This window comes from Hymenobacter sp. BT559, assembly GCF_017571525.1.
GTDB classification, from domain to species: domain Bacteria; phylum Bacteroidota; class Bacteroidia; order Cytophagales; family Hymenobacteraceae; genus Hymenobacter; species Hymenobacter ginsengisoli.
The window spans coordinates 212,559-235,685 of record NZ_JAGETY010000010.1; the positions used below are offsets into that span (position 1 = coordinate 212,559).

General features: G+C 62.4%; 19 protein-coding genes. 7 read left to right on the plus strand and 12 right to left on the minus strand.

What is annotated here, in order from left to right:
• Positions 1 to 27: 27 nt before the first annotated feature.
• Both J4D99_RS15065 and J4D99_RS15070 read left to right on the plus strand, forming a co-directional pair.
• On the plus strand, positions 28 to 906 hold the full coding sequence (locus J4D99_RS15065; protein ID WP_208132555.1) for a hypothetical protein: 879 nt from the start codon (positions 28 to 30) through the stop codon (positions 904 to 906).
• A gap of 180 nt (positions 907 to 1,086) precedes the next feature.
• Positions 1,087 to 1,959: a transporter gene (locus tag J4D99_RS15070; protein WP_208132556.1), complete on the plus strand. Its 873-nt coding sequence runs from the start codon at positions 1,087 to 1,089 to the stop codon at positions 1,957 to 1,959.
• Between the two features lie 79 nt (positions 1,960 to 2,038).
• On the opposite strand, the gene J4D99_RS15075 is transcribed toward J4D99_RS15070, so the two are convergent.
• The 5 genes from J4D99_RS15075 to J4D99_RS15095 all read right to left on the minus strand — a co-directional run bounded on the left by J4D99_RS15075 (position 2,039) and on the right by J4D99_RS15095 (position 11,246).
• Positions 2,039 to 3,982, minus strand: coding sequence for a M28 family peptidase (locus tag J4D99_RS15075; protein WP_208132557.1), 1,944 nt, complete (start codon positions 3,980 to 3,982; stop codon positions 2,039 to 2,041).
• A 75-nt stretch (positions 3,983 to 4,057) separates the two neighbouring features.
• Positions 4,058 to 5,392, minus strand: a complete 1,335-nt coding sequence (locus J4D99_RS15080) for a serine hydrolase domain-containing protein (protein ID WP_208132558.1) — start codon at positions 5,390 to 5,392, stop codon at positions 4,058 to 4,060.
• Positions 5,393 to 5,676: 284 nt separating this feature from the next.
• Entirely contained in the window at positions 5,677 to 6,513 is an 837-nt protein-coding gene (locus J4D99_RS15085; protein ID WP_208132559.1) for a hypothetical protein, read from the minus strand.
• A 119-nt stretch (positions 6,514 to 6,632) separates the two neighbouring features.
• On the minus strand, positions 6,633 to 9,134 hold the full coding sequence (locus tag J4D99_RS15090) for a TonB-dependent receptor (RefSeq protein WP_208132560.1): 2,502 nt from the start codon (positions 9,132 to 9,134) through the stop codon (positions 6,633 to 6,635).
• A 645-nt stretch (positions 9,135 to 9,779) separates the two neighbouring features.
• Positions 9,780 to 11,246: an SDR family oxidoreductase gene (locus J4D99_RS15095; RefSeq protein ID WP_208132561.1), complete on the minus strand. Its 1,467-nt coding sequence runs from the start codon at positions 11,244 to 11,246 to the stop codon at positions 9,780 to 9,782.
• A 118-nt stretch (positions 11,247 to 11,364) separates the two neighbouring features.
• On the opposite strand from J4D99_RS15095, the gene J4D99_RS15100 reads away from it, so the two are divergent.
• Positions 11,365 to 12,234 (plus strand): DUF2911 domain-containing protein, encoded by an 870-nt coding sequence (locus J4D99_RS15100; RefSeq protein ID WP_208132562.1) that lies wholly within the window; start codon positions 11,365 to 11,367, stop codon positions 12,232 to 12,234.
• Positions 12,235 to 12,279: 45 nt separating this feature from the next.
• On the opposite strand, the gene J4D99_RS15105 is transcribed toward J4D99_RS15100, so the two are convergent.
• The 6 genes from J4D99_RS15105 to J4D99_RS15130 all read right to left on the minus strand — a co-directional run bounded on the left by J4D99_RS15105 (position 12,280) and on the right by J4D99_RS15130 (position 16,535).
• Positions 12,280 to 12,702, minus strand: coding sequence for a DUF1810 domain-containing protein (locus tag J4D99_RS15105; RefSeq protein WP_208132563.1), 423 nt, complete (start codon positions 12,700 to 12,702; stop codon positions 12,280 to 12,282).
• 225 nt (positions 12,703 to 12,927) lie between these two features.
• The gene (locus tag J4D99_RS15110) at positions 12,928 to 13,239 is read right to left on the minus strand and encodes a hypothetical protein (RefSeq protein ID WP_208132564.1); all 312 of its coding nucleotides are present in this window, start codon (positions 13,237 to 13,239) and stop codon (positions 12,928 to 12,930) included.
• 77 nt (positions 13,240 to 13,316) lie between these two features.
• On the minus strand, positions 13,317 to 14,678 hold the full coding sequence (locus tag J4D99_RS15115; protein WP_208132565.1) for a M20/M25/M40 family metallo-hydrolase: 1,362 nt from the start codon (positions 14,676 to 14,678) through the stop codon (positions 13,317 to 13,319).
• A gap of 72 nt (positions 14,679 to 14,750) precedes the next feature.
• Positions 14,751 to 15,116, minus strand: a complete 366-nt coding sequence (locus J4D99_RS15120) for a cupin domain-containing protein (protein ID WP_208132566.1) — start codon at positions 15,114 to 15,116, stop codon at positions 14,751 to 14,753.
• 45 nt (positions 15,117 to 15,161) lie between these two features.
• A complete protein-coding gene (locus J4D99_RS15125) occupies positions 15,162 to 15,617 on the minus strand; it encodes a DUF1569 domain-containing protein (RefSeq protein ID WP_208132567.1) in 456 nt (151 codons plus the stop codon).
• A gap of 183 nt (positions 15,618 to 15,800) precedes the next feature.
• Positions 15,801 to 16,535 carry a YebC/PmpR family DNA-binding transcriptional regulator gene (locus J4D99_RS15130; protein ID WP_208132568.1) on the minus strand — a complete coding sequence of 245 codons (735 nt, stop codon included), beginning with the start codon at positions 16,533 to 16,535 and terminating at the stop codon, positions 15,801 to 15,803.
• A 182-nt stretch (positions 16,536 to 16,717) separates the two neighbouring features.
• On the opposite strand from J4D99_RS15130, the gene J4D99_RS15135 reads away from it, so the two are divergent.
• Positions 16,718 to 18,943: an ATP-binding protein gene (locus J4D99_RS15135; protein WP_208132569.1), complete on the plus strand. Its 2,226-nt coding sequence runs from the start codon at positions 16,718 to 16,720 to the stop codon at positions 18,941 to 18,943.
• 109 nt (positions 18,944 to 19,052) lie between these two features.
• Here J4D99_RS15135 and J4D99_RS15140 read toward each other — a convergent pair whose 3' ends face one another.
• Positions 19,053 to 19,814: a LytR/AlgR family response regulator transcription factor gene (locus tag J4D99_RS15140; RefSeq protein WP_208132570.1), complete on the minus strand. Its 762-nt coding sequence runs from the start codon at positions 19,812 to 19,814 to the stop codon at positions 19,053 to 19,055.
• Positions 19,815 to 20,110: 296 nt separating this feature from the next.
• Between J4D99_RS15140 and J4D99_RS15145 the strand changes: the two genes are divergently transcribed.
• From J4D99_RS15145 to J4D99_RS15155, 3 genes are all read left to right on the plus strand, one after another.
• The gene (locus tag J4D99_RS15145; protein ID WP_208132571.1) at positions 20,111 to 20,890 is read left to right on the plus strand and encodes an SRPBCC family protein; all 780 of its coding nucleotides are present in this window, start codon (positions 20,111 to 20,113) and stop codon (positions 20,888 to 20,890) included.
• 206 nt (positions 20,891 to 21,096) lie between these two features.
• Positions 21,097 to 21,885: a hypothetical protein gene (locus tag J4D99_RS15150; RefSeq protein WP_208132572.1), complete on the plus strand. Its 789-nt coding sequence runs from the start codon at positions 21,097 to 21,099 to the stop codon at positions 21,883 to 21,885.
• Positions 21,886 to 21,930: 45 nt separating this feature from the next.
• A complete protein-coding gene (locus J4D99_RS15155; protein WP_208132573.1) occupies positions 21,931 to 22,938 on the plus strand; it encodes a hypothetical protein in 1,008 nt (335 codons plus the stop codon).
• The last annotated feature ends 189 nt before the right edge of the window (positions 22,939 to 23,127 follow it).

Genomic DNA, 23,127 nt, shown 5'->3' on the forward strand with positions numbered 1-23,127 from the left:
TGCTTACACCCTTCTTTTCTCTTCGTTATGAAAGCTTCATTTGTTTGGTTAGGAGCCGCGCTCCTGCTCCCCGCTGGCGGGGCCTTGGCTCAATCATTTGTATCGGCGGCCAGCAGCCAGCCGCTGAGCAGTGCCAGCCCTAGCATCAGCGCTACGCCGCCCGCGGCGGCCCGCGCATCGTACTACACCGAGCAGGTGGCCGGGGGCGGCAGCATCACGTATTTCGGGGCAGTGTGCACCCAAAACTGCCAGGATGCACAGTTTGCGCGGCTGCGGCAGGCTTTTGAAACCAACCGGCCCACAGTTGTCTTTTTCGAGAAGCCCGACTGCGGCGTCGATAGCACCGAAACGGCCACCATCAACAACTTTGGTGAGGCTGGCTACGTGCGCTACCTGGCGCAGCAGCACCAGGTGCCCACCCAGCGCCTCGACGACCCGCTAGCCGAGTACGCCTACCTGCAAACCAGAATCGAGCCCGAGCAGCTCAAGCTGTTTTGCCTGCTGCGCGAGAGCGTACGCTTTCGGGCGCAAACCGGTGCCACCAAGACCATAACCAAAAAAGCAATGGCCGCGCTCATCGACCACAGTTCTTACTTCCTGCCGGGCACCGAGGGCGTCATCCGCAACATGGCCGAGTTTGAAACGGCCTACCGTAAGTATTGCCCCCTGGGCAGCAAGTGGTGGCAGGCCCCGGCCGCGTGGTTCAGCCCCCGGCTGGCAGCCGATAATATGAGCAACCTCTACATTGAGGAATTTAAAGGGGCAGTGCGCGATTTTCGCGAGCAAACCCTCTACGGCAAGCTCGTCGAGCAGGCCAAAACCGGCCAGCGCGTGTTTGTCTTCATCAACCGCGATTACCTGCCCCTGGCCCACAAAGAGCCGCTCAAAGCTGTGTATCAGCACTAAGAGTGCAGGTAGGGGCTAGCTGCGCAACAATAGCTACGTATGGGGCTGCCGGTAAGGGCTTTTGCCACGCTTGCCGGCAGCCTCATGCCGGCCGCAGTATGCGCAGCTCGAATGCATACCGAGTGGCTGATTGGGCCCCGGCCACGTATGCAGGGCTGGCCTGCTTTACTATTCTTGCCGATGCGTCTTCTTTTTCTCTTAGTTCTGCTGGCCCTGGCTAGCCCTGCCGCCGCCCAAAACACCACCCTGCTCAACGATACACTACGCAACAAGCAGCAGTACAATCTTTTCAATCCTACGCCGCGCCGCCTCATGCGGCCCATGGTGCCCGACCGCCCCGGCATCACTGAAAGCCCGTATTCGGTGGATGCGGGGCATTTTCAATATGAAACCGATATCCTGCGTCTGCTCACGCGCCGCGAGGGCGATACCCACGGCCACGACTGGTACGTGAATCATTTTCTGGCGAAAATCGGCCTCACCGACCGCACCGATTTTCAGGTGGCGCTGGATATGTTTACCTACTCGCACAACTTTGACGACAGCCAGGTGGGGCAGGTGCCGTTCAACCAGAACCAGCTTATCCGGGGCGTGGGCGACGTGACCTTGCGCCTCAAGCACACGCTGCTGGGCGACGACGACAGCCGCGGCGCGCTAGGGGTCATCGGCTACGTGCAGCTCCCTACCGGCGGCATCGTGGGCGATGGCGGCTTCGAGCCCGGCCTCACCTTCACCGGCGTGTTTCAGTGCACCCAGAAATGGAGCGTGGGCGGCCAGGTGGCTAGTAACTTTTACTACGACCCCGAGGCTAGCCAGCATTTCTACCAGCTCACCCCCACCGTCACCACCGATTATCAGTTCACGAAAGTGGTGCAGGCCTTCGTAGAGCTGGTGGGCTACTGGGATACCCGGCAGGGCGCCTGGCGCAGCTCCATCAACCTGGGCCCGCAGCTTGATATTTCGGATAACGTGCAGCTCGATTTTGGCACCCACCTGCCCATTACGCACTCCGTGGATAGGGAATATTTTCTGGGCATCAGCTTCCGGCATTAGGCCGGCCCTAGGGGGTAAAAAAAGCGGTCCGGCTGAGCGTACGCTCGGCCGGACCGCTTTTGGCCAGGGTCGAAAAAACCTACTGCTTGGTAAATTCCAGGCTGGCGCCGCCCTGCTTGAGCACAAAGGCGGGCTTATCGGCCGCAAACTCGATGCGCAGCTGGGCGGGGTCGAACTTAAAGATGCCCGGGCTCACCGGCTCCAGCGTTAGGGCGGGCTGGCCGGTGGCCTGGGCCTTCAGCGCGTTGCCCTCCTTCGTAAGCACGATTTTGAGCGGCACCTGGGCGCTGCCGTAGGTGCCGGCGTAGCGGTCGAGGTCGGCCGCGGTGGGTACGTAGCCGGTAGCCCGGAACTGCTCATCTACCATGATGCGCTGGTCGCGGTTGGCTACGGCCCAGGCAGTGTGGAAAATGAGCTGGTCGCGCCGGGCCATGGCCGGAAAGTCAATCAGCGCCACATCGTCGGTGGCCTTGTGATACTGCGGGTGCAAGCCACTGGTGTAGAAGATAATCGGTACATTGTGCTTGGCAAAGTTGTAGTGGTCCGAGCGCTCGTAGATGTGCTCGGGGTCGTTGGGGTCGTTGTACTTGTAGTCGAGCGCCACCGGGTTGTACTGCTGGTTGGTAGCCTCACTCAACGTGTTCAGCTCCTTCGACAGGCGGTCGGCGCCCACCAGGTACACGTAGTCGCCCTTGCCCTGGTGCACGCTGTCCACGCGGCCCACCATGTCGATGTTGAGGTCAGTTACGGTATTAGCCAGCGGGAAGATGGGATGGTCGGTGTAGTACTGCGACCCTAGCAAACCCTCTTCCTCGCCCACATTGGCCAGAAACAGGATGCTGCGGCGCGGGCCGTGGCCCTCCTTCTTAGCCTGGGTGAAGGCGCGGGCCATGGCCAGCACGCTCACCGTGCCCGAGCCGTCGTCGTCGGCCCCGTTGAAGACCACGCCGTTCTTGATGCCCAGGTGGTCGTAGTGGGCCGACAGCACCACCACTTCGTCTTTTTTGTCGCTGCCTTCGAGGTAGCCCAGCACGTTTTCGGTGGTGAAGGGCTCCTTCTTCTGCTTGAGCTGCACGCTGGTAGCCGTGGGCTTAAAGCCGCTGGCAATGGGCTTGCCGGCGGCGGCCACGCCCTTTTCATACTTGGTGAGGCCCGCCGAAGTAGTGCCCAGCAGGGCGGCCCCTAGCGCCGGCGATACCAGCACGATGCCCGGCCCACCTGGGGCCGGCTGGTCAGTAAACTCCAGCTGCTCGCTGTCGAGCGCCTGGGCATAGTCCTTGGGCACTTGCGCAAACGCCGCCGCCGTGGGTGCTACCAAAAAGACCGAGTGCGGCCGGGCGGCGCGCAGGGCCGCACCCCGGGCGCCTAGCGCCCGCAAGCCGCTGGCACCGTAGGGGCTGGCGGTGCCCAGCAGCGGCTGCCCCGCCTTATCGAGCGGCTGGCCTAGCAGCAGCACGAGGTCGCTGCCCGGCGCGGGCGGGGTGTCGGTGTACTTTTCTTCCTTGATGCCGTAGCCGGCAAAGGTGGGCTTGATGCTAGCGGTCGCCCCCGCAAAGCTGCCCGGCCGCACCACGTAAAAGTCCTTGCCCTGCGTATATGTTTTGCCACCCACCTGAATGGCTGAGGCCGGGTCGATGCTCACGCGGTTCATAGTGAAGTGCTGCAAATACGGGTTATCCGAACCCTGCACCGGCCCCGCCAGCCCATCGGCCGCGAAGGCCTTGGCGATGTAGTCGGCGGCCATGCGCTGGCCCTTCTGGCCGGTTTCGCGACCCTCATACTCATCCGAGGCCAGCACCGAGAGGTCTTGCTTCAGGCCCTCGGGCGTGATGGTAGCGGCATAAGGCAGCGAGTAATCAGTGGTAGGGCTAGCCGCGGCCGGGGCCGTCGCGGTGGCCCCGGCTTCGTCGCGGCGGCCACGCTTGGTTTTTATTTTCACCTTGCCCGTGGGCTCGGGCGTTTGGGCGGCTACTACCCCGGCCGCTAGGACCAGGGCCGCCGTGAGGCGCAGTGTTTTCAGCATATGTGAAAGAAAAGGGAAGAAGTACGAAGGCGTAAAGAAACGGCGAATGCGTCCCGCCGGGGCCTGCCGGGCGGGCTACTGCTTGGTAAACTCGAAACTGCGGCCGCCCTGCTGCAGCACGAAGGTGGGCTTGGCTTGGTCAAACTCCATCCGAATACCGGCCTGTTCAAACGTGAACACACCCGGACTCACCGGCTCCAGCGCAAGCGGGCCCTGGCCGGTGGCCTGCGCGTGCAGCACGGCCCCGTCCTTGCTCACCACTATTTTGAGCGGAAACTGGGGGCTAGCGTAGGTACCGGCGTAGCGGTCGAGGTCGGCCGCGGCGGGCACGTAGTTGGTGGCTGCGAAGGTGGGTACTTTATAGGGCTTGTTGAAATAGGTATTGAACGCAGTGATAATCACATCGTCGGTCGAGTACGAGCCGCCGTTGGTGCACAGTGCCACGGCTACCTGGCTGGCGGGCAGGTAGCCCATGTTCGAGCGAAAGCCGTCGATACCACCGTTGTGCCAGTAAAATTTCTGGCCATCATAGGGCGCCGCAAACAGGGCGCGGCCGTAGCCATCGCGCACTTCCTGCATGGCCGCCAGGCTAGTGGGCGTCAGCAGCTTGCCACTGAAAAGCGCCTCCAGAAAGCGGTCAAGGTCGGCGGGCGTGGAGACGATGGCGCCCGCGCCGCCCGGAATGCTCATGTCCGATTCGGGCTCGGGCTGCCAGCCGGCGGCCGTCCGCTTATACGAATAAGCTTCCTGGCGGGCGGGACTGATTTTGCCGCCGTAGTACGTGTCTTTCAAGCCAGCTTTGGCTGCGATGCGCTTTTGCAGCACCTGGGCGTAAGGCAGCTTGGTGAGCTTCTCCACGATGTAGCCCAGCAGCACAAAGTTGGTGTTGCTGTAGGCGGCCTTGGTGCCGGGCGCAAAGTCGGGCGGACTGGTGGCCAGCATGGCCAGCATCTGCGCCTGGGTTTTGGGCTGGCCCATGTAGCTCGCAAAAGCGGTGTCGGCGGTGAAGTTGTGCAGGCCGCTGTGGTGGTTCAGCAGCTGGTCGATGGTGATAACTGCCGCATTGGGAATCTGCGGAAAGAACGTAGCCAGCCGGGTGTTCAGCGTCAGCTTCTTCTCCTCGATAAGCTGCAAGATGAGCACCCCCGTAAATACCTTGCTGACGGAGCCCACCCGGTAGCGCGTGGCCGGGGTGGCCGCCCCGGCAGGGGCTAGCTGCGCCTGCCCGAAAGCGTGGCTATACACCACCTGCCCGGCGTGCGACATGGCCAGGCTGCCCATGAGCTTGTTATTGGCTGCCAGTGCGTTGAGCACGCTGTCGAGCTTGGCGGTGTTCAGGCTTTGGGCGGGGCTGGCCAGGGTGCCGAGGCTGAGCAGCGTGGCGAGGGCTAGAGTAGGGCGGTGCATCATAGCGCGAGGAAGAGAGGTGAAAGTGTGAGCAAAGTAATCGCCACTAGCCCCGCATTATTACAAAAAATAAGCTGAAGCAGCCATCCCAGGGCCCAGGCACGCAAAAACGCAACACCCAGCCGCTGCCGCTGCCCTATAAAATCTTCGCGCCAGGCAGCGAGCAGCAGCCAGATGCTGCGTTTTAAGGAGGTAAGCAGCGCGCCGCTTCTACTTCGGGCACGAGCGCAGTGAGAAGACAGGACCGGACGACCCTGGCGCGAGGCTGCTCGCTGCTCGCACACGTGTTAGCGGGGCGCGCGCATGGTGGCCGCGTAGGTAGCCGGGGCGGGCAGGTGGCTGCGGTCGAGCACCACCAGCACCCGCTCGCCGGCCTGGATGTGGGTGGCTACTTGCTGCGACAGGCGCTGGGCGCGGAAGGCGCGCAGCTCATCATCAAGGTGTTGCATAAAGGCCTCGGTGGCCGGGGCCCCTAGCGGGCGCTGCCACCACTGGCAGCTGGTGGGGCAGTGCTGACGGTAGGCGGCCGTGAAGGCGTCCAGGTTTTGCACTACGCCCTCGGTGCCGGGCAGGAAGGTGGCGCTGTTGGCGATGAGCTGCTGCATGGCCTTCATCGTCAAGGCTTTCGTGGCACCAGTATTTTGGCGATACTGCTGACAGGCCCGCAGCAGGTAGTAGAGCTTGAGCTGGGTAGCCTCGGCGCGGGTGCGCAGGTAGGCGTACTCGGCCTCCGGGTCGTCGAGGCGCTCGGCGCGCACGCCGTGCTGCTGGGCCAGGTAGCGCACGTAGCCCGACTCGCCCAGCCGGGTGATGGTGAGCGATTCGCAGGTATCGATGCCTACATCGGGCTTTTCAAACAGCACCACCGTGGGCTTGCTAGCCTCGAATACCTGCCGCAGCCGGGCAAACTGCTCGTGCTGGGTGTTGTACGAGGTTTCGACGCCGAAGAAGGTGACGCTGCCGGCAGCCGGGGTAGTCGCCTTGGCGCTAGGGCCAGCGGCGGGGTAGCAGCCCACCAGCTCCTGCAAATCGGCCTGCGGAGCCGTGAAGGCGAAGGATTGAGCAAAGGCGCTGGCAGCGGGCAGCAGGAGCGCGGAGGCGAGCAACAGAGCGGTGGTTTTCATAAGTCAGAAAGTAAAAAGGGTGATGTTGGAAAGAAAAGAGAAGGCAACAGCGAGCCGGTGAGCCCCGCCAGAGAGGCTCATTAGCAGTCAATTCCTGTGTGAGAGGGGAGTGGGAGGGCCTAGCCGCCGAACCCGCCGCCCCCGCTGGGGGCCGCCTCAATGCGGCCCGGCTTAGCTTTGGTGGCGCCGATGTACCAGGTGAAGCCTAGCCAAGCCACGCGGGTCTCAAACTTGTTGTAGAGCGAGGTTTGCAGCTCGGGGGTGGCGATTTCGGTGCGGCGCACCTGGGTGTTGAGCAGGTCCGAAACCCGCAGCGTGAGGGCGGCGCGCTCCTGAAACAGGCGCTGGCGCAGGGCCAGGTCGAGGCCGCCGGTGGCTAGCTGCCGGCCCTGGGCCGTGAGGGTTGTGGAGCGAATGCTACCAGTCAGCTGCACATCGAGGCCCTTGGCGGGCGTGAAGTTGTTGGCCAGGCGGGCCGTGCCGGCCAGGGCAGCGCGGTTGGCAGTGTTCAGGGCGTTGGCGGCTATCTGCGAGTAGTAAATCGAGCCGGTAGCCGACACGCGCCACCACTTGGTGAGGGGCTGGGACCAGGTGGTTTCGAGGCCGAAGCTGTTGGTGGTGCCCACGTTGCCGTAGGTTTCGCGGGTTACCACGCCCACGTTGTTGGTGCGGGTGGCGAGGCTATCGATGGTACGGATGCGCTGGATGGCATTTTGGGTGAAGCGGGCGAAGACCGTGTTCGTGATGCTGGCGCCGTTGGCCAGGTTCAGCTGGTGGCCCACTTCAAAGTTGTGGCTGAACTCGGGGAGCAGGCCGGCGTTGCCCTGGCGGTAGTTGCGCGGGTCTTGGTAGAGCTGGATGGGCAGCTGCTGCATAAAGTCGGGCCGGTTGAGGCGCCGGGCGTAGCTGAATTGCAGGCGGCTCTGGCCGGGCTCCTTGCCCAGCTCGCGGGCCACCGTGGCCGAGGGAAAGAGGCTCACGTACTGGCGGTTGACGGAGGCCGTGCTGTTCTCTACGCCGCCGTTCAGGAAGGTGCCCTCAGTGCGCAGGCCGCCCTGGGCACTCCAGCCGTGGGCTAGCTGCTGCGAGTAGGTAGCATAGGCCGCCGGCATCACCTGCGTGAAGTTGTAGGCAAACGAGTTGGCGGGGTCGAGCTGGAACTCGGCGCTAGGGGCAACCGAAGTCGGCTTGAGCATGGCCGTGCTGCCAGTGTTGTGCAATACTTGGTTTTTCAGGCCCACTTCGAGCTTACCCTTGCCATCGGCGCTGGGCAGGGTGTAGTCTACCTGGCCGAAGTAAATCTGAGCATTCACCTGCTGCGCCTGCTTGAAGCCGGCGGGCTGGGTGCTGCCGATAATGAGCTGGCTCACTGGGATGTTGGCGTCGATTTTCACCATGCCAGCATTGGCGGTTAGCTCGCGGCCCTTGTGGGCCTCCCAGGCGTGGCGGTAGTCGGCCGACGATTCGAGCACGGTCACCTTCACATCGGCAATCTGCTGGCCGTACTGCGTCGTCACGGTGGGCGAGCCTACGGTTTGCTGGGTCAGGGCCTGGTTGTCGAGCTCGCTCTGGTGCTCCCAATGGGGCTGCACGCTCAGGCTCAGGGTTTGCTCCTTGGTCAGGTCGTAGTTCAGACCCAGGTTCAGGCTGTGGTTGCGGTTGTGCTGGGTGCCGGTGCCTTCCTGGGTAGTGTAGAGGCTGCTGGTGGTAGTGCCATCGGTGAGCAGGGCCGTTTGCTGGCTGTTCGAGCGGGTGCGGTAAATCTGGTCGCGGCCGTCGTAGCCCAGGTTCCAGGTGGCTTTGCCGGCGTGGCGGCTCAGGCTGAGGCTAGGCGAGTACTTGTCGCCGTTGCCGACTACCAGGGCGGCCTGGCCATTCCAGCCTTCCTTCTTGTTCTTCTTCGTGATGATGTTGATGACGCCCGCCCCGCTGGCGTCGTATTTGGCCGAAGGGTTGGTCATTACCTCCACCTGCGAAATCTGCGAGGCCGGAATCTGGTCGAGGCGGGGGCCGGGGCCGCCGTTGCTGGTGCCGGCTGGCTTGCCATCGATGAGGATGGTCAGGTTGGAGGAGCCGCGCAGGCTCACCGTGCCGGTGGCATCTACGGCCACGGCGGGCACGTTTTCGAGCACGTTCACGGCGGTGCCGCCCACGCTGCTCAGGTCTTTTTCTACGTTAATCACCGTCTTGCCCAGCTCCTGCTGCACCACCGCTTTCTGGCCGGTCACTTTCACCTCGCCGAGCTGCTGGGTGGCCGGGTGCAGCTTCAGCAGGCCGAGCGCCACGCTGGGCTGGCCGGGGGCCACTCGCACAGCCTGCGCCAGGCTTTGGTAGCCCATGGCCAACACCCGCAGGCGGTAGGCACCAGCCGGCACCTGAGGCAGCTCAAACTTGCCATCGAGCGCCGTTTGGCCGCTGGCTACCAGGCTGGTATCGGCTGCCTCGGCGTGGCGCAGCAGCACCGTGGCGAAGGGTAGGGGCTCGGCCTTGGCGCCGCCATCAATAGCGGTACCGCTCACCGTGGCGCGGGTAGTAGCCGGCGCCGTTTGGGCAGCCAGGCTCAGCGGCAGGCCTAGCGTAGCGAGGAAGAGTAACGAGTTGACTTTCAGCGAAGCATTCATGGCGCGAAGAAGAAAAGAGGGGTTCGGCGTGGGCATGACGATTCCGTTTCCAGCCGGCCGCGGTTCCGGTGGAGGAGAGAAAAGCTGCTGCCCGGTGCAGGTGCACGAAGGCGAAAGAGTGTGGGCTGACTAGCGGGCTAGTCGGGGAGAGTGGGCCGGCAGGGCGTCCGGCGCAAACCAGCCGCCCGGTCGGCGGCTAGTGGCTACCTCCCAGCGGCCGCAGCTAGGTGCGGCCAGGAAGTAGGCAGTAAGGTGGTACTTGGCTTTTGATAGAACAAACTTACAACAGGTACTTTGTTTCGCATAGTACTGTTGCAAATTATTTTCTAAAATTGCCCTGGCAGTGCTGAAATAAGGTTTTTAATCGGAAACTTTTTTTGAGTTAGCCAGCACGCTTGGTCTTTACTGGCTATTTTCTACCTGGAGTACCGCCCTTGACAGCAATCGTTACAGGCGGCGCTAGAAAAAAAGTTTGTGCCGGCCGCTTAATCACCCAGATGCGCCCAGCCTATTGGAGGTTGCCTGGCTGCCCGGTGCGGGACACGAATCAGCAAGGAGACTACGCATAGTATCAACACAAAAAACCTAGCGCCGCAGCTTGCTCATCTGCGGCGCTAGGGGGCTATAAAGGCGCCGAACGACTGCTTACTGCCCGTAGCTGATTAAATTTTTGACCATGCCCTTGAAGATGATGCCGTGAAAGGGCAGCACTGCATACCAATACAAGCGGCCCAGCAGGCCCTGCGGCCGGTAGGCAGCTAGCTGCTCCAAGGCCTGGCTGCCGTCGGGGTTATCGATGATGCGGAACTGCAGCCACGCCTCGCCGGGCAGCTTCATCTCGGCATAGAGCAGCAGGCGCCGGGCAGCGCGGTCGGCCACCAGCACGCGCCAGAAATCGAGCGGGTCGCCGGCGCGCAGGTGATTGGGCGAGCGCCGGCCCCGGCGCAAGCCCACGCCGCCCACCAGCTTATCCATGAGCCCCCGAATGCGCCAGAGCCAGTCGGTTTTGTACCAGCCCCTGTCGCCGCCGATGCGCCAGATATTGTCCAGCACCTCGGCTACGGGCCGCGTGAAGGGCCGCAGCTGCCGGTCGAAGAACATGCCGTGGCGCGGAATCTGAATGGCGTTCATGTAGTCGGGGCGCAGGGTGCCGCTGCTCATGGCGTCGCTCCAGCTGCTCACCACCTCGTTTTGCTCGATGCGCCGAAAAGCGAGGGCTAGCGCCTCGCGGTAGGGCATGCAGGTGTGCGGCACCACCCGCACAATGCTGCGGCTAGGGTCCACCACGGTGTCATTCTTCAGGCTTTCGACCAGGCTCTGGGCGAGCGAAAACGAGGTACTCGTGACCAGATACAGCCACCACGACGACAGCCGCGGCGTGAGCACCGGCACCGTGAGTATCCAGCGGCGATAGCCGCGGGCGGCGGCCAGGCCCAGCAGCATCTCGCGGTACGTCAGCACATCGGGCCCGCCCACGTCGAAGCTCTGGCCCAGGCAGGCGGGGTTATCGAGCACGGCTGTGAGGTAAAACATGACGTCGCGCACCCCTAGCGGCTGGCAGCGCGAGTTGAGCCAGCGCGGCGTCACCATCACGGGCAGCTTCTCTACCAGGTCGCGGATAATCTCGAACGACGCCGAGCCCGAGCCGATAATAATGCTGGCCCGCAGCACCGTGAGCTGCGCCACCCGGCTTTGGCCCAGCACCGCCTCCACGGCCTCGCGCGAGCGCAGGTGCACGCTCAGGTCGTGGTCGTTGGCAATGCCCGAGAGGTAGATAACCTGCCGCGCCGTGGTGCGGTCGAGGTACTCCGTAAAATGCTGGGCCGATGCCTGCTCCAGCTGAAAGAAATTCTCGCTGCCGTCGCCGCTCATCGAGTGCACCAGGTAATAAGCCGCGTCGAACTCGGTGGGCAGGCTAGCCAGCGACTCGGGCCGCAGCAAGTCGCCCTGCACCACCTGCACCTGGGCGTGCTGGCTAGGGGGCAGCGTATCGGGCAGGGCAAAGCGGCGGGCATCGCGCACCAGGCAAATAACCTCGTGCCCGGCCGCAGCCAGCACCGGCAGCAGGCGTTGGCCAATGTAGCCGGTGGCCCCGGTGAGCAGGATTTTCATGGGCGGGCAAGAAAATAGGAGCAAGGCGGCACCACTAACCAAGCGCCATGACTAAGAACGTCAGAATGATACAGTTGTTCGCCCGCAGTGCGGCCGGCGCGCCGCTACCTTTGGGGCCATGAAAACTGCTTCCTTTTTCGCCGCCGCGGCCCTAGCCGCCCTGCTAGCCCCCGCCGCCCACGCCCAGGTAAAACTCACGGTGCCGCAACCCAGCCCCGCCACTAAAACCCGCGAGGCGTTTTCCACTTCGTTTGTGGAGCTGAATTATTCGCGACCCTCGCTCAAAGGCCGCACCGCCTTCGGTGGGCTTGTGCCCTACGACCAGGTGTGGCGCACCGGGGCCAACACCGTCACCAAAATCCGCTTTGGCGAAGAGGTGAAGCTGGCGGGCCAAACCGTGAAGGCCGGCACCTACGCGCTGCTCACCATCCCCGGCAAAGCCGACTGGACCATCATCCTCAACCGCGACACCGCCCAGTGGGGCGCCTACGAGTATAAGGCTAGCCTCGACGTGCTGCGCGTGCAGGCCAAAGCCACCAAGCTGGCCAGCCCCCAGGAAAGCCTGCGCCTCAGCCTTGAAAACCTGCAGCCCGCCGCCGCTGACCTTACCCTGGCCTGGGAGCGCACCCAGGTGAGCCTGCCCCTCACCGCCAACCCCGACCCGATAGTGCTGGCCCAAATCAAGGAGGCCATGCAGGGCGAGAAAAAGCCTTACGTGACGGCCGCGCAGTACTACTACAACTCCAACCAACCCGACCTGACGCCCGCCATCGGCTGGCTCGACGAGTACATCAAAACCACGCCCGCCTCGGCCTTCTACGGCTACTACTGGAAGGCCAAGCTGCTGCAAAAGCAAGGCAAGAAGGCCGAAGCCGGCGCCGCCGCCCGCAAGTCGCTCGATGCGCTGGCTGCCGACAAAAATGAGATTTCTAAAGAGGAATATACCCGACTCAACATGCAGCTCATCGGCGAGGTAGCCAAGAAGTAGGGCTAGCCCTCGTACAGAACGTCATGCTCAGCTGTAGTATGATGGCTAGCGCAGCAGTTGCAAGGTTTTGGCATCGGGCGCGCCGCCAAAAAACTTATCCAGCACCTGCTGAAACACCGGGCTAGCCCCCAGCACCTGCGCAAAGAGCGTCATAGAGGAACGCAGCTTCAGGTCGTCGGGCGTGCCCATGATAGCGGTAGCATTGCTACTGGCTAGCCCCAGTAGCGCCTGCGAAATTTCCACCAGCCGCGCCCCCAGCACCGGATGCTGCAAGTAAGCCGCCGCCTCGGCTGCGTTTTGAATGGCGTACTGCTGCGAAATAGAGCTGAATCCCAGCCCCTGAATCTGGGGGAAGATGTACCACATCCAGTGGCTGCGCTTGCGGCCGGCTTTTATTTCGGACAGGGCCGGCGCGTAGTCGCGGGCCTGGGCGTCGAGGAAGCGTTGCAGGTTGGGTTGAGTAGCCATAGCTAACTATACCCTTAACCACTGGCGCGAGTTTAGGCGCAGCCGTAACTCGTGCCTGACCATGAGGTGGAGGTTGCACCTCCACTGCCGCGCCAGCGGCAAGGCGAAACTGCGCCGCTAGGGTCCGGCTGGTAGGTCGTTCTACGGGAGGCACAACCTCCCCCGAAAATCTGGCGCGAGTTACGGCTGCACCTAAACTCGCGCCAGAAGCGGAGGCCGCTATAGCTAGCGCAAAGCATGAGGGTTATCCTTAATGTGCTGAGCATATTTCTCTTGCCATAAATCCAAGGGAATGGGAGTTTCTGCATCCGTATCGTCGAAGAACATCCATGCCCCACACCTTTCGGATAGCATTTTAAGCGCCTTTATATCATCTGAATTTATTACGTGGCGTCCATAACGCCTGGGGCCTTCTGTTAATGCATGCCACAGGACATATTCAAGATTATCCATCCAGCTAGCAGCATAAGCTAGCTCTGAAATGTTACCCATTGTATAGGCAAGCAACCATTGGTCCGGGGTGTTTTCTGGTGGCATGGTTAAGCTAACTTAAAATACGCTAAATGCCCTCTCGGTATTAGGAATACTGAGAGGGGCGATAGATGAGGGTTTGCTTACCGCCCCACTACCGGCAGCACGGCCGTGCTCTCGTGCCCTTGCGCATCCACGCTCACCACACCGAAGATGTAGTTATCCTTGCTCACGGCTAGGTCGGCGGTGGTGCCGCTCACCGGGAAGCGCTGCTGCCACTGCGGGGCGCTGGTTTCGCGGGCCAGCACGATGTAGCCGGCGGGGGCGGGGCCGCCCTGCGGGGCTAGCCAGCGCAGCTCGGTGCGGTTGGTGAGTTTGGCGGTGAGCACTTCTACTTTTTGCGGAGCGGCGGGGGCTAGCGCCAAGCTAGCCAGGGTAGCCAGGTTTACCTGGGCGGTGCGGCGCAGGTAGCGAAAATCCATAAACTCGGGCTTGTCGCCGTACTCGATGCCGCCCTCGGTGCGCAGGTCCTGGTGCTGGTGGTTGAAATTCTCGTTGGTTTCGGTGAAGCGCACCGCCGCGTAGCCCTGCTGGTTGAAGGGCGTGTGGTCGCCGCCGCGCAAAAAGCGGTCGGGGCGGTACTCCAGCAGTACGCTGTAGCCGCCGGCGTTCACATATTGGCGGGCGGCGGTTTGGGCATAGCGGGCCAGCTGGCGGCTAGGGGCATCGTTTTCCGAGCTGAGCTGGCGGCGGATGCGCGCCTGCTCGGGCGTTTCGGTGGCCGGCACGCCCTCGCTAAACACACGCAGGTGCAAGGAGTCAGTGATTTCGGGGTCGTAGCCCTTCGAATTGCCTACAATGTCATTATTCAGCATCGCTACCAAGTTCCAACCCTCTTTCTTGGCGCGCTTGGCCAAGTGGTCGGCTCCTAGTAGGCCCTGCTCTTCGCCCTGCACGGCCACGAGCTTGATGGTGCACGGAAACTTCTGGCCGGCCAGCACGCGGGCCACTTCCATTACGGCGGCTACGCCGCTGGCATCGTCGTTGGCACCAGGCGCATCGGCGGTGCGGTTCATCACATCAGTCACGCGCGAGTCGATGTGGCCGCTCATCAGGTAGATACGTGTATCGGTAGGGTCGGTACCGGGGATGGTGGCCAGTACGTTGGCCATCAGGGTTTTTTTATCGACGCGCTTGCCGTCGGGGTTATACGTGAAGGTGTCCATCTCAACCACCATGCGCCCGCCGCCCGCCTTGCTGTATTTCTTAAACTCGTCGAATACATACTGGCGGGCCGCGCCAATGCCGCGCTTCTTGTTCTTGGTGTCGCTCAGCGTGTGGCGGGTGCCGTAGCTGACGAGCTTGCGCACGTCGGTTTCCAGGTTTTTAGCCGAAATTTCATTCACCCAGCGCTGGATGTTGGGGTCAACGGGTGGTAGTGGGGCGGAAGTCTGGGCGAGTGCGGCGAACGGCAGCAGGCAGGGGAGTAGTGGTAGAATTTTCATAAGGAATCGCAATAAACGACAAACGCCGCCAGCCGGGCAAGGCCAGCAGCATTTGCATAGGCGCGGGCGGAGTTAGGAAAGTTGCGTGGCCGCGGCCGCCAGCACCCGGTCGCCGTGCGCGTGCGGCGTCGAAATTACCAGAAACTCCAGCGGCTCAGCGCTTTCATTGCGCAGCTGATGCGGCAGTCCGGCCAGCACTTCGATGCCCTCGCCGGGGCCTAGCCGCCACGTTTCACCGGCCAGCTCAAACGTGCCTTCGCCGCGCAGCACGTAGAAAAACTGCTGCGCCCGCGCGTGGTAGTGGCGCACCTCGGCGGTGCCCGGCGGCATGGTTTCCTGGATGACCCCTAGCTGCGCGTTTTGCACTAGGTGCCAGCCGACGCAGCCCTGGCCCCAAGGGTAGCCAGGGGCAGTGGCGGTAGAAATCTTGCCAGGCATATGCTAATAAAATACTGCTGAACACTGAGGCTATACGCTGCCTGGCTACACCCCAAACTGCCGCAGGTGGTGGTCGAGGTGCTGCCAGGTAATCTCCCCAAACTCCTGGGCCGACAGGAGGCCGAACAACGGGTGTTCAATGCCCCTGGGATTGTACCGGGCCGGCGAGAGCAGGCCGATTAATGTAGCGTGGTCTGCCGCAAAGCTCACGGGTGGCGTCATGCCGCGGCGCGAATCCAGCTCGCGCAGGGTTTTCATACTGGGCTTAAACCCTTGAAAATGGGTAACAAACCGCTTCTTCAGCAGTGGCTTGAGGAAGCTGGGCACCCAAAACGAAGTGAGGCGCTTGGCGCCGGTGCTCACGCGCAGCTGGTCGGCGCAGTGCACCAGCACCTGGCCAGCCGTCATGGTGCCCCAGCGCGGCCGGGCGTCGGGCATCAGGCGAAACAGCCGGCTGATAAGGGCTTTGTTATCGCTGGGGTCTAAGAAGTTGGCTGCCATCGCGAGCGGAATTACGGGTGCAGAGCTACCCGGCGAATGTAGCGCGAAATTGACAGTTAGCCTTTGGTGAGCAAGCAAACGCAAGAGGCTCATTCCAGGGGGCTTATGGCTTGCTGAAAGCTAAAACAACGCCGCCCCTCGGCTAGAGAGACGGCGTTGTTTGCAAAGCGAAAACTTAGGGGCCTAGCCCATGGTGTGATACACGGCCTGCACGTCTTCATCCTCTTCGAGCTTGTCGATGAGCTTTTCGACTTCTTCGGCCTGCTCGTCGGTAAGCGAAACGGTAGTGTTGGGCACGCGCTGCAAGGTGGCACTCACGATGTTTACGCTCTTGGCATCCAGCGCTTTCTGCATCTGGCCAAAGTCGGTGAAGGCGGTTTCAATCACCATGTACTTGTGCTCGGCGCCGTGCTCGTCTTCCTCGGTGGTTTCGTACACGTCTTCGGCGCCGGCGTCGATGAGCTCCAGCTCCAGCTCGTCGCGGTCGAGGCCTTCGGCGGCCAGCTTAAACACGCCCTTGCGGGTGAAGGTGTAGTCGCTGGAGCCGGCCGTGCCCAGGGCGCCGCTGTTGCGGTTGAAGTACAGGCGCACGTTGCTTACGGTGCGGGTGGGGTTGTCAGTAGCGGTTTCGACCACAATGGCCACGCCGTGGGGGCCGTAGCCTTCGTACACAACCTCTTGATAATCTTTCTCATCCTTGCCGGTAGCGCGCTTGATGGCGGCTTCCACGCGGTCCTTGGGCATGTTTACGCCCTTGGCGTTTTGCATGGCCGTGCGCAGGCGGGCGTTCGAGTCGGGGCTAGGGCCGCCTTCTTTCACGGCCATCACGATTTCCTTGCCGATGCGGGTAAAGTCTTTCGACATCCGGTCCCAGCGCTTCATTTTGCGGCCTTTCCGGAATTCAAATGCGCGTCCCATGTATTAGTGAGCAGTTAACGGTTAGCAATGAGCAGTGCGGGCGGCGGGGTGGGAGGGGCGGCCCGAATGCGGGCGCAAGTTACGGCGGCTGGCGGAGGGGCGCCAAGGCTGTCTGGTAAGCCAGAAAAAAGGTAGCTACAATTGAAAATTTCCGTTACCTTGCGCGCCTAACTCTACCTGCTATGATTCAAGTTGTTACCTGGCAGCGGCTGGCGCTGGCGCTGGCTTTTTGGGGGCTCTTTCGAGGGGAAGAAGTACGGGCTGCCGGTCGGCCCAACCCGCGGGCTATAGTGGATAGCCTGCGCCACCGCGCTGCCACTGAAGCTGCTGATACCAGCCATACCCAAACCCTTAATGAGTTGGGGTTCGACTTGGCGCAGCTTGGGCAGTATGCCGAGGCCCGCTCCGTGCTGCGTCAGGCCCAGCGCCTGAGCCGGCAGCTAGGGTTTGCTACTGGGCAGGTGCGGGCGCTAAGCGGGCTGGGCGTGAGCTACCAGAACGAAGGGAACTTCCCGCAGGCGCGGGTGCTGCTCGACTCGGCCGTGGCGCTGGGGCAGCAGCTGCACGAGCAGCGCAAGCTGGGCTCGGCGCTGCTCAACCGGGCCCGCCTGTGTAACTCGCAGGATGACTATGCCTGCGCCCTAGAGTCGGTGCAGGCGGCGCGGCGGTTTTTTGAAGCCCGGGGCGACTGGCCTCGTACCTCGCAGACCCTCAATGGTTTGGGCAGTATCTATAGTAACCGGGGCGACTATCCGCGGGCGGTGGCCGTGCTGTTTGAGGCCGTGCGCCTGGCCCGCCAGCACCACGACGCCCAAACGGAGGTGAATGCGTTGGGCAACATCGGTAACGTGTACCTGAAGGAGAAAGAGTATAGCCAGGCTCTGCAGACCTATCAGCTGCTGCTGCCGCGCCTCGATGCAGTTCCCGATTTCCGGGGGAAGCCCGAGGCGTACCACGACCTCGCCATTGTGCTCGCTCACCTGCACCGTCCTCAGGCTGAGGCGTATTTTAAAAAATCGCTGGCGGGCTTTGAGCAGTTGAAAGAACCCGCCGACGTGGGGCAGGTGCTGGGCAGCTACGCCAATTTTCTGCTTGATGCTGGCAGGCGGGCCGAGGCCGTCCAGGCCTATACCCGAGCGCTGGCCCTGCTGCAGGCCGCCGACGACAATAGCAGCACTGCCAACGTGCTCAATGGCCTGGCCCAGGCTTACCAGCAAAGCGGCCAGCCGGCCCTGGCTGCTACCCACGCGCGCGCGGCTCTCGCCCTGGCTCAGCGCATCCACGACTTGCCCGACCTGCAAACCGCCGCTACCCGCTTGGCGGCCCTGGCCAAGGCCAGCGGCGATTACCGCCGGGCGCTGGCCTATACCGAGCAAGCCCAAGCCGCCAACGACTCACTTTTCAGCCAAGCCAAGGCCGAGCAAATCGGGCGCTTGCAGGGCGATTTTCAACTAAGCCAAGAGCGCGAGCGGCGGCAGGCCCTCGCCCACACCAGCGCCGCCCAGGCCGAAACCCTGCGCCTGCGCCTGCGCCAGCTGCGCGGCTTGGCCGCTGGCCTCACGGCGGCGGCGCTGGGGGCGCTGGTTCTGGGCTGGCTAGCCTGGCAGTTGCGCCGCCGCAACCGGCTGGTCGAGAAGCAGCGTGCCGAGCTCACGGAGCTGAATGCGACGAAAGACCGGCTGTTTTCCATCATCGGCCACGATTTGCGGGCGCCGCTGCACTCGCTCCACACCTTTGTGGAACTGCTGAGCGGCCCACCGCTGCCGCCCGAGCGCTTGCGCCAGTATACACGCCACCTTACCCAAACACTCGACCAGACGCTCGTGCTGCTCGAAAACCTGCTGGGCTGGGCAGTCATGCAACTGCGCGGGGCCAGCCCGCCTCGCGCTGAAATACTGTCGCTGGCCGCTGCCGTTGAAGATGCCGCCAGCCTGCTAGCCCCCACTGCCGAGGCGGCCGGCCTCACGTTGCGCACCACCCTGCGCGGCGACGAGTGGGTGCAGGCCGACCCCGCCGCTGTGCGCCTGGTGCTGCGCAACCTGCTCAGCAACGCGCTTAAATTTACCCCTAGCGGCGGACAGGTAACCGTAGCGGCCGAGCGCCGGGAAGGCGCCTGGCAGCTTGCCGTGGCAGATACCGGCCAGGGCCTGCCCACCCCCACGCCCCGCCAGCCGCTAGCCCCCCAGGGCCTGCCGCGCCGCGCCGCGCAGGGGGCTCCCGGTGCTGGCCTGGGCCTGGTGCTCAGCCGCGACTATGTGCGCCGCAGCCACGGCGAGCTGGAAGTAGCCAGCGCCGGGCCGGGCCAGGGCACCACATTTTACCTGCTGTTACCGGCCGCCGAAGGCTCGGCTAGCCCCCTGCTGCGCGCACCGGACAGCAGCCCGGCCGTCACAGCTAGCGCGGCTTAAAAAATCGGGCACGGCTAGACAGCAGCGCTGGCTTTTACTCCGCGCTACTGTGCACCGGACCCAACACGCGCCAGTTAATTAGGCGAACGTTCTTGCTCGGGTGCTCAGGCTACTTGCTGCCCGCCGGGTGGCGACTTACCAGGCGTTGCTGCACTACCTGCGCCAGCACTTCTTCGCGAAAGCTTTGGCCTAGCGGCACCGTGAGCGCGGGGCCTAGCCGCACTTCATCGGCGGTAATGGCTGTGATGTGCATCTTATTCACCAAAAACGAGCGGTGGGTGCGCAAAAAGCAGCCGGCCGGCACCTGCTCCTCGAAGTTTTTCAGGTTGACCAGCGTTACGTGCACGGCGCCGGTAGTAAGGTGCACTTTTACGAAGTCGCGCATGGCTTCGGCGTAGGCTACGTCGGCGCAGCGCAGGCGCAGAAACTGCTGCTCGGTACGAATGAAGAAGGTGCCGTCGGCTGCCGGCAGCCCGCTGCCGGCGGGCGGGCCGACGTGCAGCCGCAGGGCTTTGTCCACGGCCCGCAAAAAGCGCGGAAATGCCAGCGGCTTCACCAGAAAATCGACCGCGTCGAGCTCATACGTGGGTAGCGCATACTCGGGGTGCGAGGTCAGAAATACGACCAGCGGCGGCTGGCGCAGGCCCCGCACCAGCTCCAGCCCGTTGAGGCCAGGCAGCTCGATGTCGCTGAATAGCAAATCAACGGGTGCGCGGCTGAGATGCTCGAAGGCGGCTACTGACTCGCTAAATGTGCCGACGAGTACCAGCGAGGGTACCCGGGCCACGTAGCTGGCTACCAGGTCACAGCTCAGCGGGTCGTCGTCGAGCACCGCGCAGCGCAGCGGGGTAGGAGAGGCGGCTGGCAGCATGGGCGCAGGAAAAAGATGGTGTAGCGGGTAAATTTTAGCGTGACTGGCAAGTAGAAAACAGCCTGTTACGACGCGGGTGCTGCTGCAAGGTACAGCCAGCCCGACACTTCCAAAACCTCTTCTTTCTCCTTAGCCGACACAGCGGCAGATTCATCGACTTTTTGGGGGAATTACACTACTTTTTCTCGGGCAGGAAGTACGAAAAGCTACTTTAGAGTCGCTAAGCCGCTGGGGCATTGCCCTGGCTTTCAAGGCAGTCTGCCGGTTTTTTGCTTACTGACAACCAAGCTCTACCTATGAAAACAAGCTACTTACTCAACTGGGTGGCCCGGCGTGGTGCCGGGCTACTGTTGGCCTGCCTGGTTGCTGGCTTAGTGGCCGGCTGCTCGAACTCCAGCGCCAGTAGTGCGCCCGCTGGTAGTCCGCTTGCTGGCGAGGTAGCCGGAGGCAAGCCCCAGGGGCTGTTTTTTATGACGCGCTACTGGATTGGCACGCACTCGCTGGAGAAGTCGGCGTACTATTTTGCCCCTGATGGCCAGGTTTACCAAAACCCTGCCGGCTTCACGGCCACCGCGCTCGCGGCTACGCCTCCCGGCCAGCATGGCAGCTATACGGTGGCGGGCAACACGCTTACCATCAAGTGGGCCGATGGCCACACTAGTACCAGCAGTCTGGAAGACGTCCACGCCGATGCCTTCAACTGGGATACCGGTATCTTCCTCGGCGTAAAGCCTTTTGCCAATGCCCAGCAGCTAGCCGGCACCTTCGAGGGCGGCAACTCGGTAAGCTTCGGCGGCGGTGGCATGTCGGCATCCAACGATTTGACTTTCAATCCGGACGGTACCTATACGCAGTCCGGAGCCGTAACGGGCAGCGCCAGCTCGTCGGAGAGCACTGCGGATGTGGGCAGCTCCCGTAGCGGGGGCGGCAAGTGGCAGCTCAACGGCTTGGTACTAACCCTCACCGATGCGAAGGGCCAGGTAGCTACCGGCGTAGCCTTTCCGGTCGAAACCGACGACAAAACCCAGCAGGTGACGCGGTTTTATTTTCAGAATGTGGCCTACAAGCGCCTATAAAGCAGGTGGCCTGCTCACCACTCTGTCTTGGGTTTAGAGCCCATCCAAACTACCCGCATTACGATGCCGCGCGGGCTAGCTGTCGGGTTGCAAGCACTAGCGGCAGATGGTTGTCGACAGCATAAAAATCTGCTAGCCAGCTACAATCGCCTCGCCAGAGGACGATAGAGGTAGCTTATTTATTCCCCACTTCTTTCCAAAAAATTATGAAAAGTGCGTTACGTTTCCTCACGCTGAGTCTGCTCACGCTAACCTGGTGCGTGTTATTAAGTACGGTCCTGGTAGTAGGTGCCTGCTCAACGGGCATTGGCAAGGATATTGGCGCGAGCGGCCCACTGCCCGGCAGCACGGCCGGCGGCAAGCCGGTAGGCCTGTTCTTCTTCGTCAGCTCGTCCGATTTCAACAATCAGCGCACGTACTACTTCACGCCGGCCGGGCAGGTATACGTTGACCCCACCGATTTTTCGGCGGTGGCCCTAGCGGCGGTGCCACCCGGGCAGCACGGCAGCTATGCGGTAAATGGCAAACAGATGACCATTAAGTGGGCCAACGGCAGCACCACAGCCGGTAACTACCACGCCGACGAATCGGGCTTTAGCTGCGAAGGCTCCTTTATGTGCGTGGCCCCGCTGGCCAGCGCCAAGCAGCTAGCGGGCACCTTCGAAGGCCACAACGCGGCCGTTAGTGTCAACGCGAACTCGCTCGCGGCATTTCGCACGCTCACGCTCAAACCGGACGGCACATTCACCCGCGACAATTTCACGGCCTCGCATTCCGAATCCCGCCACTCTGATAAAAGCAGCTTCAACACGGATGCGGCCTCGACGGGGCCCCAGCAAGCCGGTCGTTGGAAGCTCGATGGTTGGTACCTCACCCTCACCGATGCCCAAGGCACCGCGCGCGGAGTAGCCTTTCGCACCGACTGGGATGAAAAGACCGACCAGACGAAGATTTTCCGCTTCAACGGCACTTCCTATAAAAATACTAACCTATGATAAAGCTCATGGGATAGTCTACTTCCGCTTTTAAACATTAAAACTATGGTCAGTTTTCGATTCGCAGTTGTGTGCACGGCGCTACTGAGTTTGTCGTGGGCGGGCTATGCCCAGCAAGCGCCCAGCGGCGCGGCGCTTTTCCAGCGCGGCCAACAGCTGGAAGCGGCCGGTAACCGGGCGGCGGCTGCCGCTACCTACCAGCAGGCCTACCAAGCCTATATGAGCGTCGACGACTCAGATGGCATGATAAAATCATTGGCTAAGAAGAAAGCCCTTACGGGCGTCGGGTTGGCACCCACCTCCGCACCAGTGGCAGCACCGGCAGCGAGGCCGGTAGCCGTAGCGATGCGGGTAGCCGCGCCTGCCCCGGCTACCCGGCCGGCCGTGGCGGCGCCTTTGGCCGGCCGGGTAGCCGGAGGTAAGCCCCAGGGGCTGTTTTTTATGACGCGCTATTGGATTGGCACGCACTCGCTGGAGAAGGCGGCATACTACTTCACGCCAACTGGGCAGGCCTACCAGAACCCGACCGGGTTTGGGGCGGCCGACCTGGCAGCACTGCCGGCCGGCAGCCGGGGTAGCTATACGGTAGCGGGCAACACGCTTACCATCAAGTGGGCCGATGGCCACACTAGTACCAGCAGTCTGGAAGACGTCCACGCCGATGCCTTCAACTGGGATACCGGTATCTTCCTCGGCGTAAAGCCTTTTGCCAATGCCCAGCAGCTAGCCGGCACCTTTGAGGGCGGCAACTCGATAAGCACCAGTAGTGGCAGCGCAGCGGTGTCGAGCGGCCTCACTTTTCGGGCCGATGGCACATACACCGGGGGCAGCGCCTCCAGCTTTAGTGGCAAGGACACAGACGGCAACGCTACCTACGACGCGGGTTCCTCGGGTACCGGGGCGGGCCATTGGAGCCTCAACGGCTGGGTCCTTAACCTTACTAATGCCCAGGGCCAGACCAAGCGCGGCGTGGCCTTCCCCTTTGAGCTGGACGAGAAAACCGGCCGCGTAGTGCGGTTCTATTTCGATAATGTGGCTTACAAGAGGCTGTAGCCGCCTCGGTGCGGCTGTTGAGTGGGGCAAATAAGCGCAAGGCCGACGCTGAAGGTGGGTTTCTTACATGCTTTTGTCAGCAGTATCTCCAATGGGTAGCTCAACTACTTACCATGAACTGTGTTAAAAGTTAGAGGGTGAGCGCAAGCTTTGAGCTAAAATCGGCCTGGTAGGGTACGCCCGATTTAA

What these genes read in the sequence shown, in the direction of transcription:
- J4D99_RS15110 (WP_208132564.1), bottom strand. Translation starts at nt 13,239, where the DNA reads ATGCCACCAGAAAACACCCCGGACCAATGGTTGCTTGCCTATACAATG.
- J4D99_RS15145 (WP_208132571.1), top strand. Translation starts at nt 20,111, where the DNA reads ATGAAAACAAGCTACTTACTCAACTGGGTGGCCCGGCGTGGTGCCGGG.
- J4D99_RS15115 (WP_208132565.1), bottom strand. Translation starts at nt 14,678, where the DNA reads ATGAAAATTCTACCACTACTCCCCTGCCTGCTGCCGTTCGCCGCACTC.
- J4D99_RS15125 (WP_208132567.1), bottom strand. Translation starts at nt 15,617, where the DNA reads ATGGCAGCCAACTTCTTAGACCCCAGCGATAACAAAGCCCTTATCAGC.
- J4D99_RS15080 (WP_208132558.1), bottom strand. Translation starts at nt 5,392, where the DNA reads ATGATGCACCGCCCTACTCTAGCCCTCGCCACGCTGCTCAGCCTCGGC.
- J4D99_RS15095 (WP_208132561.1), bottom strand. Translation starts at nt 11,246, where the DNA reads ATGAAAATCCTGCTCACCGGGGCCACCGGCTACATTGGCCAACGCCTG.
- J4D99_RS15150 (WP_208132572.1), top strand. Translation starts at nt 21,097, where the DNA reads ATGAAAAGTGCGTTACGTTTCCTCACGCTGAGTCTGCTCACGCTAACC.
- J4D99_RS15090 (WP_208132560.1), bottom strand. Translation starts at nt 9,134, where the DNA reads ATGAATGCTTCGCTGAAAGTCAACTCGTTACTCTTCCTCGCTACGCTA.
- J4D99_RS15075 (WP_208132557.1), bottom strand. Translation starts at nt 3,982, where the DNA reads ATGCTGAAAACACTGCGCCTCACGGCGGCCCTGGTCCTAGCGGCCGGG.
- J4D99_RS15155 (WP_208132573.1), top strand. Translation starts at nt 21,931, where the DNA reads ATGGTCAGTTTTCGATTCGCAGTTGTGTGCACGGCGCTACTGAGTTTG.
- J4D99_RS15120 (WP_208132566.1), bottom strand. Translation starts at nt 15,116, where the DNA reads ATGCCTGGCAAGATTTCTACCGCCACTGCCCCTGGCTACCCTTGGGGC.
- J4D99_RS15100 (WP_208132562.1), top strand. Translation starts at nt 11,365, where the DNA reads ATGAAAACTGCTTCCTTTTTCGCCGCCGCGGCCCTAGCCGCCCTGCTA.
- J4D99_RS15105 (WP_208132563.1), bottom strand. Translation starts at nt 12,702, where the DNA reads ATGGCTACTCAACCCAACCTGCAACGCTTCCTCGACGCCCAGGCCCGC.
- J4D99_RS15140 (WP_208132570.1), bottom strand. Translation starts at nt 19,814, where the DNA reads ATGCTGCCAGCCGCCTCTCCTACCCCGCTGCGCTGCGCGGTGCTCGAC.
- J4D99_RS15135 (WP_208132569.1), top strand. Translation starts at nt 16,718, where the DNA reads ATGATTCAAGTTGTTACCTGGCAGCGGCTGGCGCTGGCGCTGGCTTTT.
- J4D99_RS15085 (WP_208132559.1), bottom strand. Translation starts at nt 6,513, where the DNA reads ATGAAAACCACCGCTCTGTTGCTCGCCTCCGCGCTCCTGCTGCCCGCT.
- J4D99_RS15065 (WP_208132555.1), top strand. Translation starts at nt 28, where the DNA reads ATGAAAGCTTCATTTGTTTGGTTAGGAGCCGCGCTCCTGCTCCCCGCT.
- J4D99_RS15130 (WP_208132568.1), bottom strand. Translation starts at nt 16,535, where the DNA reads ATGGGACGCGCATTTGAATTCCGGAAAGGCCGCAAAATGAAGCGCTGG.
- J4D99_RS15070 (WP_208132556.1), top strand. Translation starts at nt 1,087, where the DNA reads ATGCGTCTTCTTTTTCTCTTAGTTCTGCTGGCCCTGGCTAGCCCTGCC.